Source organism: Niveispirillum sp. (assembly GCF_052437035.1).
Lineage (GTDB): Bacteria > Pseudomonadota > Alphaproteobacteria > Azospirillales > Azospirillaceae > Niveispirillum.
Genome location: NZ_JBQVOH010000006.1, coordinates 73,803 through 91,494, shown reverse-complemented (window position 1 = coordinate 91,494; position 17,692 = coordinate 73,803). Strand labels below are relative to the sequence as shown.

Here is a 17,692-nt window from a genome sequence, read left to right as displayed (position 1 = left end):
GTCGTCGACCGCGTGTCCGATGTATCTACTGGATCGATCATATTTAATCTAATAAATCGATTTCTCGGATGGCCGCAGGTAATTTACATTCTCTGGTGAATGTAAATTAAGAAACGGGGGGAACTATGCGGCTGCCACGCTTACTATGTGCGGGATTGATCGGCTTGACTGGTGTCTGGGCCGCGACCGCTCAAGAGGGGGCCTTTCGTCTTCCACCGATCGTTCCGGTTGAGGCACCCGCTCAGACCGGCGCATTGCCACTCTATCCTGCTGGAGCACCGACTATTCCGGGCGCTGCGGCCGCGGAGCGGTGGGGCAAAATGCTGGACGAGATGATCGTCCGCAACGTGACGCAGCCAACCATCACCCCCTATTTGCCCGACCCTGCAAAGGCGAACGGGGCTGCCGTCATTGTGGCGCCCGGTGGTGGCTTCATGCAGTTGTCAATGCGCTACGAAGGGGCCAAGGTCGCGGAATTCCTGGCCAGCCAGGGCGTCGCCGCGTTCGTTCTGAAATACCGGCTTGAGCCGACGCCGCCGGAAGAGGCTGCCTATGTGCGCCTGATGGGTGACCGAATGGCGGCGGCTGCACGGTCCGACGTGGATCGCGGGCCTCCGCCTTCATTCAAGCCGGCCATTGACGATGGGATAGCCGCGATGCGGTTCGTTCGGGAGCGTGCGGCACAATTCAAGGTCGATCCCAAGCGGGTCGGAATGATCGGGTTCTCTGCCGGTGCTATGACCGCGCTGGGCGTCACCCTGGCCAATCAGCCGGAATCGCGCCCTGACTTTGTCGGGCTGATCTACGGGCCTATGAATGCCGTCGAAGTGCCTGCCGAGGCGCCCCCGATGTTCGCTGCCATCGCCGCTGACGATCCGCTGTTCGGAAAGGCCGGCTTCGCCATCGTAGAGTCGTGGCGCAGCGCGCGCAAACCGGTAGAGCTGCACGTCTATCAAACCGGCGGGCACGGCTTTGGCATCCACAACACCCACACAAGTACGGTCCTGTGGCCCGGCCAACTTGTCGAGTGGATGCGGACCAATCGCCTGTTGGGAGGAGAGGCGCCCAAGGCATGGGATCAGTGAGACAGGACGCGTTCGCTGGCGCTCGCGGCATGTTGAGGAAATGTTGAATGGGCGCCGTAAGTGCGCCACCGAGATTTGGCTGAACGATGCGCGGTGCGTGTGGATCGCCCCTGGTCGTACTGGCAATCCCGGTCCGTAGACCCTGCCCAAAACGGCTGGCCTTCAGCGCCGCGTAGCCGACAACGATGATCCGCGATATCCGCCCGCGCGCAGCCATCAGAGATAAATCCGAACTACTCGATCTGCTCGCAAGGCCGCAGTGAAGAAAAGCAGTCTTCGACCGACCGGAGCCGCCGCACTCCGATCTGAAATTCAACCAGCGACTGCGGGAAACGCCGCATCAATCTCAACTCAAGAAAGCAACCCGGGGGAGGAAACAGGATGACGAATTTTCGTACCATGCTGCTGATGGCATCGGTCAGTACTGCCGCGCTCGCATTGCCGGCAATGGCAATTGAGGCTGCATCGGCAGCGCCGCAGGCTGGCGATCTGGTGCTTGAGGAGATTATCGTCACGGCGCAGCGCCGTGAGGAAAGCATTCAGGATGTGCCTGTGGCGGTGACGGTGATCACCGCCGACGCGCTTGCCAGCCGGCAGATCGACAGCGCGGCAGAAATCTATCTTGCTGCACCCAGTGTCCAGTTTGGCGGCGAGGGCGATTTTTCGATCCGCGGTGTAGGCACTCTGTCTTTCGCGCCGTCACTGGAATCCAGCGTCGCGATCGCGGTCGACGACGTTAACCTCGGCCGACCCGGACTGGGCGTCGGCACCTTCGATGACGTCGCCCGCATCGAAGCGTTGAGTGGCCCGCAGGGCCTACTATTCGGTAAGAACGCCTCGTCCGGCCTGATCAATATTGTCACGCAGCGACCGGAACTCGGCACGTTCGGCGGGTCGCTCGACCTCGAAACGACGGTGCGTGACACGACACCCGGTAACGGCACAGGCGTTGTTGCCCGCGGCACGCTGAATATCCCGGTTGGCGAAAACTCGGCGCTACGCGTCAATACACGCTACTCCTACCAGAACCCGATCGCCAAGAATATCGGACCGGGTCCCGTTGACGAGAATACCCGCGACAAGGGCGTTCGCTTCAAGTTCCTCAGCCAGCCGGCGGACAGTCTCGAAATCTACCTGATCGGCGAATATGGTGAACGCACGGGCCGTCCGGGACAAGCCTTCCGCGAAGTCAGGTCGAACAGTGAACTTTATGGTGCGATCATCGCCGACGGCATCACGCCCGGTCCCGACAATCTCTATTATTCCAGCGACGGTCGCACCTTCTCCGACGGGGAACAGGGCGGCCTTCAGGGCACGATCGCCTACTGGTTCGAAAACGACTGGCAGCTGAGTAACATTGCCGCCTGGAAATACTCGAAACTGAACTCCAATCTGGACACCGACTATGTGAGCCGGGATTTCCTGAACACCAACCACGCCAGCGGTGTCTATTCGCAGTTCTCGAACGAGTTGCGCCTCTCGATTCCTGCGAGTAGCCGGATCAATGGCCAAGTCGGACTCTATTACTTCCAGATCAAGGACCAGGCTGCACAGCAACTCGGCGGTATGCTCGGCCTCCCGCCGTTCGTACTCGCCGGGTTCCCCTTCTGCGTCAACCCGCCCGCGACCGTACCTGGACCGCCGCCCAACTGTCCGGTCGACAACGACTTCGCGCTCGGTCGCGATTCTTCGGTCGATTTGAACTCGAAGAGCTACGCTGCGTTCGGCCAGCTCAACTTCGAAGTCACGGACCAGCTGACGCTCCTGGGGGGCGCCCGCGTCACCCGCGACGAGGTGCGCCAGACAGTCGCACAGATGCAGCTCGGTAGTTACGGCATCGCACTCGGCGCGCCGGGCACATTCCGTGGGGAAGTGGGAAACACCAACTTCACCTGGAAGCTGGGTGGCCAGTACGACGTCACGTCGGAGGTGATGCTCTACGGCTTCTACGCGCGCGGCTACAAGGGGCCGGCGCTCGCGGACGTCGCATCGGCGCCCGGCGGTTCGTTGCGGGTGGTCGAACCGGAGACGAACAACAATGTGGAGGCTGGCATGAAAGCCACCTTCCTCGACCGCAAGCTGATGCTCAACCTTGCAGCTTTCCAGTCGAACTACAGTAATTACCAGTCCCAAACCTTCAATCTGGAACTGCAGACCTTCGTTCTGCAGAATGCAGGTTCGCTGCGCTCAAGGGGGCTTGAGGCCCAGTTGATTGCGCGTCCGGTTCGGGGACTGACGCTCAACGCGGGCGCGACGGTCGTTGATGCAATCTTCCGTGACTTCCCCGGTGCTGAATGCTACCCCGGACAGCCCGACTGCCCGACCGGCAGCTTCAATGCGGCCGGCCAGCGGCTACCTGCGTCGGCGAAGTTTACGTCCACCGTTCAGGGCATGTATGAATTCCCGGTAAGCAACGGGTATGACATGTTCCTGGAAGCAAACTGGTATCACCGGTCGTCGATCAACTTCACAGTGAACGGTGCGCCCTCGGCTTTGATCGGACCGGCGGACTTCTTCGGCGCAAGCGTCGGCTTCAACACTGACAACATCCGCGTCTCGCTTTTCTGCAAGAACTGCTTCGATGAGCGCGTTCCCACCGGCCTCATCCTCTGGGCAGGCGACGCTGCGAATACTGGTTTGCAAACAACATCACAGGCTTTCGGCGAAAGCTCGGTGCGCAACATCGGCCTGTCTATCAGCTACCGCTTCTAAGTGACAGCCGTGGCCGGGCGACTGGCGCCCGGCCTATGAGCACGGTGAGAGGCGGCGCCGTCGTTGCGCCGCCACGATACATCGGACTTGAGAGGAACGAAGAGATGAGTCAGCGTTTCATCGTTGCGGCCACGCTTGCCAGCGCGGCGGTCCTATGGCCGACGGGGTACGCCGCGTCCGCGACGCCGGACGAGAAGCCTGGGTTGACGGTCGGCGTGGGGAAGTCCGACATTACCCCGCCCAAGGCCGAACTGCCGCCCGGGATGATGATCCGCGATCCGCTCGGCGCACGAGCTATCCTGGTGCGCAGCGGCATGACCTGCGCGGTGCTGGTGGGGGTCGATCAAGGTGGCACTACCAATGCGGTCATGGACCTGGCCCTGCCGGAGGTTCGCAAGATCACCGGATGTCCAGAAAGCAGCATCATTGTGTCCGCCACCCACACGCACAGCGGCAGCGCGATGGGGCCAGACGGTGACCCCAAGCGCGTCGCGACAGGAATTATCGCAGCTGTAACTCAGGCGGCTGCCAGCCAGCAGCCTGTCCGGATTGGGTTTGGCAAGGTTGACGTCGACCTCAACTCGAACCGCGACTTCTACGACCATAAACAACGTTGGGTGCAAGCCAACAACCCGGAAGGGCCATCGGACAAGGAAATGTCGGTTGTTGGCTTCATTGCGTCCGATGGACGTCCCATCGCGCTCTACCTCAACTACGCAATGCACCCGGTGAACTTTTTCATGAGCGGCGTCATCAGTGCCGATTTTGCGGGCGGCGCTTCGCGCTTCCTTGAGGGTCGCTACGGCGCGGACACCGTGGCGATCTTTGCCGAAGGTGCGGCGGGTGACCAGAACCCCCGGCTTCTGGGCCTGCCCAATCAACTGATAATGGCGGCCCTCAACGCCCCGCCGATCGACGAGCGTGTCGGGGCGCCGCCGCCCTGGGAAAGCGGTCCTGGGAGCGGCGCGCCGCCTCAGCCCGGAACCCGAGACCCTCAGCGCTACAACGCCGCCTATGCCGAGGTCAGCGCCGGGGTCGATGCGATGTCGTGGGTGATCGGACAGTCGGCAGCGCGATTGCTGAGCAGCCCGGAGTTCCAGCTCATGGAATCCGCTGATATCCACAGCGTACAGACGCGCATCACCTGCCCTGGGCGCGTCCCGAAAGGCCACCCCATCATGCCGGGCGGGATCAATGAGACCCCGGAATATGCCGATGCTGACCCAATCGAGATCAAGCTGGGCATGTTGCGGATCGGCGACGTGCATTTCGGAAGCGTGAATGCCGAAGTCTACAATGAGATCGGAATGCGGCTCAAGCGACAGGCACCGGTGTCGAAGCTGATGATAGTGACCTTGGCCAACGGCCTTGCCGCATCCGGCTATATCTACTCGGATGCGGCATCGGAGCGGCGAACTTTTCAGGTGCTTTCCTCGCGGCTCAAGCCTGGGTGCGCCGAGGACAAGATCGTCGAGGCGAACCTGAAGATGATTTCAGACATCCAGCGTTGATTGCGGATGTTGGGGCCAAAGAAGACTGTCGTCAGCTTTTGGGCCGGCGACAGTCTCTGCCGTGACCCAAATCCCGATCAGCCGAACTCATCGAAATTTGGTGCCAGTCGATGGTCAGTCGATGACAGGAGTCGGATTAATGGAAAACCGGTCGAGCGTATCCGCCAGTTCAACCAAATTGCCACCAGGTGCGGCGTGGCGCAGCAGTGCTGACAGGCAGTCAATCGCACCGTCGCTTGCACGGCGGTTCGGAAGGAATTTCTCGGCGATTGAAAGCCCACGGACAGCCCAGACCATCAACCGCATGACCGCCAGGGCGGACTCCTCGTTGCCGCCAAAAGCGCGCTGCATCGCTGCCAGCGCGTTGCGTTCGACCTCTACCTGCATTGGCACCACGACCGCCGCCAGTTCAGCATCGCTGCTCGTCGCCTGCAATATCTCCAGGACCGCTAGGCCGGAGGGTTTGCCGAGCACCGCCCACAACAATTTGGGCCAGTCGTGCAGATTCAGACCCAGGCCGGTATCTCTGCGCGCCTGCTCATATTCGTGCATTTCACGCTCAAACACATGGCGTACAACCTCGGCCATCAGCGCGGCGCGGGTGCCGAAATGGTGGAGCAGCGGACCGCGCGTCACGCCGGCACGCTCGGCGATCAGCGCCGTGGTGGCACCGCCATAACCTGTGGCGCTGATCGTCGCGATGGTCGCCTCGATCAGCGCTAGGCGTGTTTGCGTCGATCGCTCTTCTTGGGTCCGACGGACCCGTACACCGCGCATATCGCCACCCTGAACTTACTTCTGCTCAACATCGTCAAGAACCCGGCTTCTTCGCATTGACTCCACTACAGATCAAGGAAATTCACATACATTCAAGAATGATTGTATGTGGCGACTGGTGATCGGGCCATGAACGGTTGGACACATGGTCGCGTATCAGAATCCCCGATGTCATCAGCGGCAGGAGAGAAATATGCCTCTTAGGAAGATGATGTGCATGGTACTCGCCCTGTCGACGGCGACGGCGGTGTTGGCGCAACAGGGATCGTCGTCGAGTCCGATCCCCGGCTCCCGCCCGAATATTCCGCCCGAAATCCTCGCTCAAATGCAGCGTGAGGAGGCCGCCTATCAGGCGATGCCGGACACGCCTGGGTCTGGACCCTATCCGGCGCTGAAAGAAGAAGACCGATCGCTGCCAGAGCATACGGTCTATCGGCCGGCGGACGTCGCCAGTCTCGGCAAGGTACGACTGCCGATCGTGGTCTGGGGCAATGGCGGGTGCGCTGGCGACGGCGCCGGCCAGCGTCTCCATCTGGCTGAGATAGCTTCGCACGGCTATCTTGTGATCGCGAATGGCGGGATAAAGAGCGGCCCCGGCACAACCCCGATACCGCGTCCTCGAACGCCGCCGCCGGAGCAGGCCGCCGGGTTCGTGCCACCACCGCCGGAGAGCAGCGCCGAGCAACTTACGCAGGCGATCAACTGGGCGATTGCCGAGAATGCGCGCCAGGGCAGTGCCTATTTCGGCAAGCTCGACACCAACGCCGTGGCGGTCTCCGGGTGGAGTTGCGGCGGCGTTCAGGCGTTGACCATCGCCACGCGGGATCCACGCGTGAAGACCGCAGTGATCCACAATAGCGGGCTGTTCCCTGACGGGCAGGCCAGGATGCGCGGGATGGAGCTTACCAAGTCGGAACTGGCTAAGCTCGGCTCCCCGGTTATCTACATCCTCGGCGGCCCGACCGACATCGCCTATGCCAACGGCATGGACGATTTCGTCCGCATCGGCGGTGTACCAGCCGCAGTGGCGAACCTTGCGGTTGGCCACACCGGTACCTTCTTCCAACCGAACGGTGGCAAGGCCGCCCAGGTTGCGCTTGCCTGGCTCGACTGGCGCTTGAAGGGGCGCAGGGAAGGCGCGGCATGGTTCGTCGGAACGAAATGCAAGCTCTGCACCGACGCCGAGTGGAAGATCGAAGTTAAGGGTCTGTGATCCGCGAGACCACCCCTGTCGCCAACGGCCCGGCGCAATGCCGTTGCGAGCCATCAGAATGGATAGGTCGAATGTTCCGGCTATTTTTGTTGCTAACCGCTATGTCCGTGACCTTGAGCGGGGGAAGTGTCGCGCAGGCGAAGCACTCTCCCACGTCCGGCGTGACACCCGATTTTCGTGACCTCAACCGCAACTTGCAACTTGATCCCTATGAGGACCGTCGGCTTACGCCAGATCAACGCGCCGACGATCTTGTGCAGCGCATGACGCTGGAGGAAAAGGTCGGTGCGATGATGCATGGCACGCTACCCGGCCGGAGCGGGTTCGCGGGCATCTCGCGCGAGGGCTATGACCATGGGCTCGCAGCCCAGTTGATCCGTCAGGGCAACATTACGAGCTTCCTGACCCGCGTGGAACTGACGCCGGCGCGGATGGCGGAGGAGAACAACGCCATTCAGCGCATCGCGGCGGAAGGACGCTTGGGCATCCCCGTTACGATCAGCACCGATCCGCGCAACCACTTCCAGGCAATGGCTGGCGCGAGTGTGGCAGCAAAAGGGTTTTCGCAATGGCCCGAGCCCCTTGGCTTCGGGGCGATTGGTGATGCCGAACTGGTCCGCCGCTTCGGTGGGTTGGTCGCGGTTGAATATCGTGCGGTCGGCATCCATATGGCGCTGTCGCCTCAGGCCGATCTTGCGACCGAGCCGCGTTGGTCACGCGCTACCGGCACTTTCGGATCCGATCCCCGGTCGGTGTCACGTCTCGCAGGTGCCTACGTCGAAGGATTTCAGGGGAGCCGCAAAGGTGTCACCTCCAAAGGCGTGGCCACCGTGGTCAAGCATTGGGTGGGCTACGGCGCCCAGCCTGAAGGGTTCGATGCGCACAACTACTATGGACGGGTTGCGAAGCTCGACCGTCAAAGTTTCACGCAGCATATCGCGGCATTCCGCGGTGCCTTCGCGGCGCGTTCAGCCGGAATCATGCCTGGTTATCCCATTATTGAGGGCGTCAAATTCGGTGAAGCACATTCCGAGCCGGTGGGAGCCGGGTACAACCGGAACCTCATCCAGGGCCTGCTCCGCGATACGCAGCGTTATCGCGGCCTGATTGTGTCTGATTGGGCGATCACCAACGATTGCCTTGAGGTGTGCCGAAACCCAACTGCGGAGTCCCCGCAGTCGCCGATGGCTATCGCCATGCCTTGGGGGGTCGAAGCGCTCAGCCGTGAAGAGCGCTTCGCCAAGGCTGTTGCGGCGGGCATCGACCAGTTCGGTGGTGTGGACGATCCGGCGCCGCTGCTTGCGGCAGTTCGCACCGGCCGGGTGTCCGAAAGTCGGCTAGACGCATCGGTTCGGCGGATCATGGTCCTCAAATTCCAACTTGGACTCTTCGATCATCCGTATGTCGATCCTGCCCACGCCGCTACTATGGTCGGTGCCGAAGCCACACAGGCCGAAGCTGATGCTGCGCAACGGGCGGCGGCGGTACTGCTCCGCAACGACGCGGGACTGCTGCCGTTGAATGCTCCTGGTACTCGCGTTTGGCTTTACGGGGTCAACGAGGCGGCGGCGCGGGCCGTAGGGCTGACCGTGGTAACTGCTCCGCAGGACGCCGATCTGGCTATCGTAAGGGCGGGAACGCCATTCGAGACTTTGAATCCGCACCACTTCTTTGGATCGCGCCAGCATGAAGGGCGACTGGATTACCGTGACGGAGATGCGGCCTATGAAGCGCTTAAGCAGGCTTCAAGGCACGCGCCGACGCTCTTCGCCGTCGATATGGATCGTCCTGCGATCCTATCCAATATTCAGGACAAGGCACGCGGCATCATTGCCCTGTTCGGCGCCAGCGATGCGGCCCTGCTCGATCTGGTGGTTGGGAAGGCCGAACCGCGGGGTAGGCTACCCTTCGAACTGCCCGGCAGTATGGCAGCTGTGGAGGGGCAGGACCCAGCTCGCCCCGACGATAGCGAGGCACCTCTTTACGGGCGCGGAGCCGGACTGACCTACTGAAAGCCCCGCCAACTGCTCCCATCGACATCCCGAGGAATCTGGGCGCCCCGGCGCAACCAGATTGAGCTGAATCCCACCATTCAGGAGAGCTTGTATGACCGACAATTGCCGGAAACCAGCCGCAGCGGTCCGATCAGGTCGCCGTGGAGGCCGCTGGGGGCGATCACTTTGGACAACCGGAGTAGCCTGTTTGATGCTGACGAACACCGCTAGTCACGCGCAATCCGTCATCGTGCCCGACGCGCCGGATTTCGGCCCGAACGTTGTTGTCGTCACCCCCATGATGACCGTTGAACAAATCAACGCCGCAATCGCCCCGCTACCGAACGACCCAAGGCGGCAGATATTCTTTATGCCGGGAACCTACGGCAGCGCTGAAGGAGCCGCCAATCCCGATACCGCGCGAAATATCATCGCTGCGCACCTTAATGCGAACACGGCGATGGCGGGGCTGGGCAAATCGCCCGAGGGTGTCCGCATCAACGGCGCGCTTCACATCGATGTTGCCGGCTTCGCGGCCTTGGTGACTTTCGCACGTAGCCTGTCCAATCTCACCATCAATCCGATCCAGAGGGGCCTGCCCCCCAACACAATGCGCTGGCAGACGTCGCAGACAGCGCACTGGCGCCGCGTGAATCTCCTTGGCAGCCTCGACGTGGTCGGCAATCCGCCTACCTATGCGTTCGGCAGCGTGATCGCGAACTCGCGGATCACCGGCATAGTGGACGTGGGGGACTCTCGGAACACAACTTCCGGTCCAGGCGGCAAGGCTAATGCGATGTACTATGTCCGCGATAGCGCCATTGGCGGATGGAAGGGCTTCGCGTCCCAGATGGTGTTCTCTGGCGTCATGGGGGCTCCCGCCGACAACTTTGGGCCGGGCGGCCCGGACCGTTCCAATGCAGGCGACAAGGTTACGCTCCCGACGACGCCGCTCTCTCGCGAAGCCCCATTCCTTTACGTTGAGGAGGGCCAATACAAGGTTTTTGTCCCAAAGGCGCGGCGCGACAGCGCAGGTGTGAACTGGTCCGTGAAGAAGGATGTCGGCACCTCGATGCCGATCGACCGCTTCCTGATCGCACAGCCGAGGGACCCGGTAGAGAAGCTCAACGAAGCACTCGCATCGGGCAAAGACATCATCTTGACGCCGGGCGACTATCAACTGACGGCTCCACTTCGCGTTGCGCGGGCAGACGCGGTTATCCTAGGCCTGGGCTTTGCGCAGCTGAACGCCGTAAACGGAACTGAGGCGTTGATTGTCGCTGACGTGCCCGGCGTCGTACTTTCAGGATTCGGCATCGGCACCGGCCACAAAACCTCCGACGTGCTGGTGAGGATTGGCACGCCTGGCGTCCGCAGTGGAGACGCCTCAAATCCGACGACGCTATCCGACGTACACATCGCCGGCAATGCTGTCACCACAGAAATTATCGATCAGGATCACGTCTTGGTGGATGGCGCATGGATCAGGACTTGGCGTGACGGGAAGATCGAATGGGCCGACGCGGCCAATTCGTTCGGGGTCGTCGTGAATGGGAATAATGTCAGCTGGACCGGGCTGTGGGTCGAGCATTTCAAGAAGACACAGATCACTTGGAACGGGGACGGTGGGCGCGTAGTCTTCCTCCAGAACGAACCGCCTTACGAACCCCCGAGCCAAGCGGTGTGGATGAACGGGGACAAGCCAGGGTATCCCAGTCTCAAGATTGCAGATCATGTGAAGTCGTTCCGCCTGGACGGGTTCAGTACCTACACGCGTTTCTCGAACGGTTGTGAATGCTTCGTATGGAGCGCGATCGAGACGCCAGTATCGCCGACAATTCGCTTCCACGGCTTGACGGCCGCGTCGATCCTTTACCCAATCCCAGGCGGCGGTTTCACGAAGGGTGGGTACAAGCACATCATCAACGACCTCGGCCCGGCCGTGGATGCTGGCGTGGATTCAGGCCACTCCCGACTGCCACATTCGGACGTCTTCGGTTTCACAGCAAATCATCGCATCGCTAACTTCCCCGACAAACTGCCTTGAGGACGGTGGCTTAGCTAAGAACGCTCTCAGTTGGTCGCGGCGGCAAAAGCGGCGTGAACCGCGTCAAACTAGCCTGTGCCTGTCTTCGGCGGATTCCAAAGCGAAGGTTACAGCAGCGGCGACCTACGGGGATCCGACGCTGGCGAAAGCCTTAGTAGGCAGGTAGTGCCGGGTGGGCGGTATCGTTCTAGACCAAGTCCCCGCCGAGCAAAAAGCGGTGCCTTGCCAATTGGTGCAATCCCCCCGGGTCGTCTAGCACGGCAGCGTCTCAATCCGGCGCTCAGAGTGTCTGGCTGGCGTGGGTCGTACGGAACAGATAAAGACCTTCACTAGGGACTGTTGAGATTCACTGGAGCTTGAGAAAATCTGCTTCTCCGGCGAAGGCCGGGGCCCAGTGGTTACAGGCTCAAACCTCGAAGCTGCGTTGTTCGACACTGTTGATAGGTCGGACGCTTCGTCCCTGTACCACGGCCTTCGCTGATGGATAATCTATGAGTTTCAATGGGTTAGAAGAATTACACCCTGAATCTCAACACACCCTCGTGTTTAACTAACCTCGTCACCCAGTTCCTTGATCTCCCAGAATCGTATAGCATCTCTGAAGGGCTATGTTAGTTGGCAGTTTTTATCTTAGAATGAAAGGCCTCTACAATGAAAACATTCATGTTGGCATTGTTCGCTGTTCTTGTGACATCATATTCGGCTATGGCGCAGTATACGATCGATCAATTTGAGATCTCTGGTGTCAGCATCAGAAATTCCAATTACAACGGTGACGCAGCTGTTGAAATCACTATGCCGTCATCCTCATACCAAGATCCCTTACGTGAGAAACTTACCGATCGAAATTTCATGGCTTGGCTGCCGCTGGACTTCGGGGACGGAACAATTGAAGTTGAGTTAGCAAGTGATCTAGCACCAGATGCTCCTGAATATGCTAGGGGTTTTATCGGACTTGCCTTCAGGATTGATGCACAGGGTCGGTTCGAAAACATATACCTGCGCCCTCTCAACAGCACGTCGTCCGACCAGATCCGACGAAATCATACGATCCAATATGCAGCTTATCCTGATTTCCGGTTCGACACATTACGAGCGCAATTTCCGGAAAAGTACGAAACCTATGCAGATATCGAGATAGGCCGCTGGATTCATCTCCGACTTGTAGTGAATGGTGTATCTGCCAAACTGTATCTCAATCATTCAAATCGTCCTGCATTCGTTGTAAATGACATGAAATTGCCGGCCGACCAAAGGGGAGGTGTAGGGATCTGGATTGAGTCGGGAACAGTAGGGCATTTCCGCAATTTTCGGGTCATTTCCAACAAGTAAATGACCTCAATTGGATTCAGGACACAAAAGTAGCCATATGCGCCGGGCTTCACATAGCAGCAGCCCCCGCCCAAACCGGGGGCCAACTCCGCCACTTCGCTCCCCGCACTGGAGGCCCCGGATAAGTCAGGGTTCGCGGTGCTTTTTTCCGCTCACTGAGTTTTCGAAGTTGATAGACCCCGCGCCCAGTTGGCTCTAAGGATTCATCAATGGAGACTACCTCCTGTTCTCGGTCCTGGCGACCTGGGCTGCCGAAAAGTGAACCGTGAACCGCTCCGAGTTTGCCGGAGACGACGGAGATATAGAGGGTATAGAGAAGGTGACGGCCTTAGGGCGGGCGGGAATGTCCGGAATCCATTATCCGAGCTCGAATACCCGCCAGTCCGCAAACGGCCCCAAAGCCCCCCTGTAACACCCCGTTACAAATCCCTACCATCCATTAACCAAGCCCAACGGACAGGTTACACGGTCCCGCCTATGGTGGTCCCATGGGCGGGTCGGTTTCGGACGGCTGTAACCGCCCCTTTGCACAAGTCCCGAACGGACAGGGGTTGGTTATGGATGTCATCAAGCTGGGTCTGCGCAATCCGGCGGCGCTGGCGGTTTCGGTGCTGCTTGTGCTGGGGCTGGGGGTCTGGTCGATCCTGACCTTGCCGGTGCAGCTTTTCCCCGAGGTCAAGCAGCCCACGCTGGGCATTGAGGCGTCGTGGCGCGCCGCGTCCCCGCAGGAGATCGAGAGCGAGATCCTGGAGCCTATCGAGGATGTGATGAAGGGCCTGCCCGGTGTGACCGAGATGCAGGGCTTTGCCAATCCCGGTGGGGCGTTTGTCAGCCTGGAGTTTGATGCCAAGACCGACATGCAGCAGACCATGCTGGATGTCATCAGCCGGTTGAACCGCATCCCCTCGCGCCCCGCCGATGCCGATCCGCCGCGCCTGATCATGGGCGGGGGCGACAATGCCAATGAGACCTTGATCTATTACTTCGTGCAGAAGATGCCGGGCACGCCCGGCGCCCTGACCGACCATTACCATTACCTCATCGAGGATGTGATCCCCCGGATCGAGGCGATCCAGGGCGTGGCGCGCGTGGATTTCGGCGGACAGGCCGAGGCGCCGCAGCAGGAAGTGCAGATCATCTTCGACCCGTTCAAGATGGCGCAGTATGGCATCACCATCCCCACCGTGTCGGGCCTGGTCGGCCGGGCGCAGGATGTGACGGGCGGTTTCGTCGATGATGGACGGCGCATCTATACCGTCCGCTACAAGGGCCGGTTCAAGCCCGAACAGTTCAGCGATCTGGTCCTGGAATGGCGCGATGGCCGCCCGGTGAAGCTGGGCGATGTGGCCGAGGTCAAGGTGCAGCTGGGCCGGCAGTGGCAATATGCCTTCCAGAACGGCAATGAAGCCATCGGGTTGCGCGTTATCCGCCGGGAAGGCGCCAATGTCCTGGCCACCCTGACCGAGGTCAAGGACCTCATGGCGGAGCTGCGCGACGGGGAGATGAAGGCCAAGGGCCTGACCAATAATCAGAGCTTCGACCCGTCCGTCTATATCGAGAGCGCCATCGGCCTGCTGACTGGTAATCTTTTGTCGGGCATCCTGCTGGCCGTGGCCGTGCTGTGGCTGTTCCTGCGGCGCACGCAGCTGACGCTGCTGGTCGCCATGACCATTCCCATCTCGCTGTTGTCCTTGTTCGCGGTGCTTTCCATCACGGGGCGGTCGATCAATGTCATTTCGCTGGCCGGTCTGGCCTTTGCGGTTGGCATGGTGATCGACAGTGCCATCGTGGTGCTGGAAAATATCGTGCGGATGCGCGACCGGGGCATGGGCAATGACGAGGCCAGCCATGAGGGCACGCGGCGTGTCATTTCCGCCCTGTTCGCGTCGGCCGCCACCACCGTGATCACCTTTGTGCCCATCGTGTTCATGCGCGAGGTGGAGGGGCAGATCTTTGCCGATCTGGCGCTGACCATCGCGGTCGGTGTCACGATCAGCCTGATCGTCTGCGCCACGGTGCTGCCGGTCGCGGCGGCCAAGCTGATGAAGGTGACGCCGCGCATGGGCGGCGAGGCGCGCTGGGTCGAGTGGCTGTCCTTGAAGATCATGGACCTGACCAGCAACAATAAAAAGCGGGCTGCGGTGATCGCCGGGCTGGTCACCCTGTCGCTGGGCGGGTCGTACCTGTTGTTCCCGTCCATGTCGTACCTGCCGCCCGTGAAGCGTGACAGTGTCGACGCCTTCCTGAACTTCCCCGTCGGCACCTCGGTCGATCTGGCGAAGGAGGAGGTGGCCAAGGTCGTGGTCGACCGGTTCATGCCCTATTACACGGGCGAGAAGCAGCCCAAGGCCAAGAATTTCTACTTCATCGGCTGGCCGGGCGGCGGGTCCATCGCGGTGCGCCTGGAAGACCCGGAGCGGTTGGATGAGATGATGGGGATCGTCAAGAACGAGATTCTGGCCGGCTTCCCCGATGTGCAGGGCTTCCCCAACCGTGGCAACCTGTTCGGTGGGTTGGGGGCGGAGGGTAATGTCTCTATCCTGCTGCAATCCAGCGATCCGGCGGCCCTGTCGGAAGCGGCGTCCAAGGGTCTGGCGCTGCTGCGCGAAAAGCTGCCGGATGTGCAGTCCTGGTCCAACCCCAACCCGGAAATGGCGCAGCCGCAACTGACCGTCATGCCCAATGACCGCCGCATCTCCGAAGTGGGCTGGACCCGCGTGCAGGTGGGACAGGTGGTCCGGGCGCTGGGCGACGGGTTGTGGCTGGGTGAGCATTTTGACGGGCAGAACCGGCTGGACATCATCCTGCGCTCGCCCGAATGGACGGGGCCGGAGGAACTGGAGCAGGTGCCGGTGGCGACACCGTCGGGAACGGTGGTGCCGCTGGGCCAACTGGTCAATGTTTCCCGTGAAGTCGGACCGTCGGGCATCACCCGCGTTGATGGCCGCCGCACCATCACGCTGAACCTTCAGCCCGGCGAGAATATCGCCCTGGAGGATGTGATGGTCATGCTGAAGCGGGATATCGAACCGCAGCTTCGCGCCTTCCTGCCGGCGGATGGCACCTTGCGCTATGGCGGGTCGGCGGACCGGCTGGACGCCACCGTTGCGGCCATGGGCAAGAACTTCATCATCGCGCTGGGCCTGCTGTTCTTGTTGATGGCGCTGCTGTTCAAGTCGGCCAAGGACAGCGCCATGGTGATGATCTCCATCCCGCTGGCGACCGTGGGCGGGCTGGCGCTGCTGGATGTCACCAACCTGTTCACGTTCCAGCCGCTGGACCTGTTGACCATGATCGGCTTCATCATCCTGCTGGGCATCGTGGTCAATAATGCCATCCTGCTGGTCGATGAGACGCGTATGTGCGAGGCCGAAGGCAAGGGCAGGGCGGAGGCCGTGCATCAGGCCCTGCGGTCGCGCATTCAGCCGATCTTCATGGGCACCCTGACGACCGTGGCCGGCATGGCCCCGATGATCGTGGTGCCGGGGGAGGGCAGTGTCATCTATCGCGGCATCGCCGCCGTGCTGACGGGTGGGTTGGCGGTGTCGACGGTGTTTACGCTTCTGCTGCTGCCGGCCTTGCTGCGGCTGGGCGAAAAGGACAAGGCGGAAGCGGCGCCGGCGCCGGATTATGGGCAGAAGGTGACGCGGCTGGCGGCGGAGTGACATGGGAGGCGTGGATCCCTCACCCTCCCAAGCCTTTGCAGGCTTGGGCCCCTCCCTCTCCCACGTTCGTGGGCGAGGGGTGAAGTTTGGCCCCTTTCCCGCTTGACGGGAGGGTGAGGGAAGGACGGCTTTACATCCCCGTTACAGTTCGAAACCCGCAGGTAACGGGGTTTTGATTACAAGGATGCTGTAAACCATGTTCGAGGACATCGCCATGACCCGCCGCATAGCGCATCAGATCGCCGCCGCCCTGTTGCTGGGTGCTTTTGTGCTGCCGGCAAGCGCGCAGCAGGCGCCGGCACCCGCCGCCAAGGTGAAGGTGGAGGCGGCCAGCCTGCGGCAGATGGCGCCGGTGCTGCAGGTGCCGGGCAGCGTGATGTCGCGCCAGGATGCGGATGTGGCAGCGGAAGTGTCGGGGCGGGTGACCTGGGTGGCCGAAGCCGGCACGAAGCTGGCGGCGGGCGAGGCATTGGCGCGGGTCGATGACCGGCTGCTGCGCCTGGAACTGCGCCAGTATGAGGCGCAGATCAAAAGCCTGCAAAGCCAGTTGACGTTCCAGGAACGCGAGTTGGAGCGGCAGCGGCAGTTGGCCGAGCGCGGTACGGCGACCATCGTCAAGCTGGAGGAGGCCAATAGCCGCCGCGACGTCCTGGTCCAGGATCTGGTCCGCGCCCAGGCCAGCCGCGACCGCACCGCCCTGGAGATCGAACGCACCGTCGTGAAGGCGCCGTTCGGGGGCCAAGTGGCGGCGCGCATGCTGGAGGTCGGTGAATATTCCGCCCCCGGCGTGAAGGTGGCGCGGCTGGTGGCGGTTGATCAGGTGGAGGTGCGGGCGCAGGCGCCGGTGTCCATCGCCCGCCACCTGAGCGAAGGGATCAGCGTTTCCCTGGATGTCGAAGGCCAGCCGGCCCAGGGCAAGGTGACGCGCATCATCGGCATCGGCGAGGCGCAGTCGCGGACCTTCGAGGTGCGGGTGGCCCTGCCGCGCGGGGAGGCGAACTGGATCGTCGGGTCGGCGGTCAAGGTCGGCCTGCCCTCGGCCACCGCCGAACAGGTGGTGGCGGTGCATCGCGACGCCCTGGTCCTGCGCGGGGACGGCACTTGGCTGTTCCGCATCAATGCCCAGAACAAGGCCGAGCGGGTGGCCGTGAAGACCGGGACCAGCATCGGCGACTGGGTACAGGTGACGGGCGATGTCCGCGATGGCGACCGCACCGTGGTGCGTGGGGCGGAAAGGCTGCGCGAGGGGCAGGAGGTTGAGCTGGACCCTAAGGTGAGCTGATCGGTCATGTAGACGGGCGTTGCCCCACGCTTGTCCTTGATCTTCATAGGGTTTCCCTGGCACCCTGCGCCTTG

General features: G+C 61.5%; 10 protein-coding genes. 9 read left to right on the top strand and 1 reads right to left on the bottom strand.

Features of this window, described 5'->3' with window-relative positions:
• Positions 1 to 320: 320 nt before the first annotated feature.
• From ACT6Q8_RS15960 to ACT6Q8_RS15950, 3 genes are all read left to right on the top strand, one after another.
• Positions 321 to 1,085: an alpha/beta hydrolase gene (locus tag ACT6Q8_RS15960; RefSeq protein WP_444732960.1), complete on the top strand. Its 765-nt coding sequence runs from the start codon at positions 321 to 323 to the stop codon at positions 1,083 to 1,085.
• Positions 1,086 to 1,466: 381 nt separating this feature from the next.
• A complete protein-coding gene (locus tag ACT6Q8_RS15955) occupies positions 1,467 to 3,797 on the top strand; it encodes a TonB-dependent receptor (RefSeq protein WP_444732959.1) in 2,331 nt (776 codons plus the stop codon).
• Between the two features lie 104 nt (positions 3,798 to 3,901).
• Positions 3,902 to 5,308 (top strand): hypothetical protein, encoded by a 1,407-nt coding sequence (locus tag ACT6Q8_RS15950; RefSeq protein WP_444732958.1) that lies wholly within the window; start codon positions 3,902 to 3,904, stop codon positions 5,306 to 5,308.
• A 114-nt stretch (positions 5,309 to 5,422) separates the two neighbouring features.
• On the opposite strand, the gene ACT6Q8_RS15945 is transcribed toward ACT6Q8_RS15950, so the two are convergent.
• The gene (locus ACT6Q8_RS15945) at positions 5,423 to 6,085 is read right to left on the bottom strand and encodes a TetR/AcrR family transcriptional regulator (protein WP_054170292.1); all 663 of its coding nucleotides are present in this window, start codon (positions 6,083 to 6,085) and stop codon (positions 5,423 to 5,425) included.
• Positions 6,086 to 6,302: 217 nt separating this feature from the next.
• Here ACT6Q8_RS15945 and ACT6Q8_RS15940 point away from each other — a divergent pair, with 217 nt between their 5' ends.
• The 6 genes from ACT6Q8_RS15940 (at position 6,303) to ACT6Q8_RS15915 (ending at position 17,618) form a co-directional block, all read left to right on the top strand.
• Positions 6,303 to 7,298 carry a poly(ethylene terephthalate) hydrolase family protein gene (locus tag ACT6Q8_RS15940; protein ID WP_444732957.1) on the top strand — a complete coding sequence of 332 codons (996 nt, stop codon included), beginning with the start codon at positions 6,303 to 6,305 and terminating at the stop codon, positions 7,296 to 7,298.
• Positions 7,299 to 7,369: 71 nt separating this feature from the next.
• Entirely contained in the window at positions 7,370 to 9,310 is a 1,941-nt protein-coding gene (locus ACT6Q8_RS15935; RefSeq protein WP_444732956.1) for a glycoside hydrolase family 3 N-terminal domain-containing protein, read from the top strand.
• Positions 9,311 to 9,503: 193 nt separating this feature from the next.
• A complete protein-coding gene (locus tag ACT6Q8_RS15930; RefSeq protein ID WP_444732955.1) occupies positions 9,504 to 11,339 on the top strand; it encodes a hypothetical protein in 1,836 nt (611 codons plus the stop codon).
• Between the two features lie 663 nt (positions 11,340 to 12,002).
• Positions 12,003 to 12,671, top strand: a complete 669-nt coding sequence (locus tag ACT6Q8_RS15925; protein WP_444732954.1) for a hypothetical protein — start codon at positions 12,003 to 12,005, stop codon at positions 12,669 to 12,671.
• 557 nt (positions 12,672 to 13,228) lie between these two features.
• Entirely contained in the window at positions 13,229 to 16,336 is a 3,108-nt protein-coding gene (locus ACT6Q8_RS15920; RefSeq protein WP_054169902.1) for an efflux RND transporter permease subunit, read from the top strand.
• Positions 16,337 to 16,532: 196 nt separating this feature from the next.
• On the top strand, positions 16,533 to 17,618 hold the full coding sequence (locus tag ACT6Q8_RS15915; RefSeq protein ID WP_054169757.1) for an efflux RND transporter periplasmic adaptor subunit: 1,086 nt from the start codon (positions 16,533 to 16,535) through the stop codon (positions 17,616 to 17,618).
• Positions 17,619 to 17,692 lie beyond the last annotated feature (74 nt).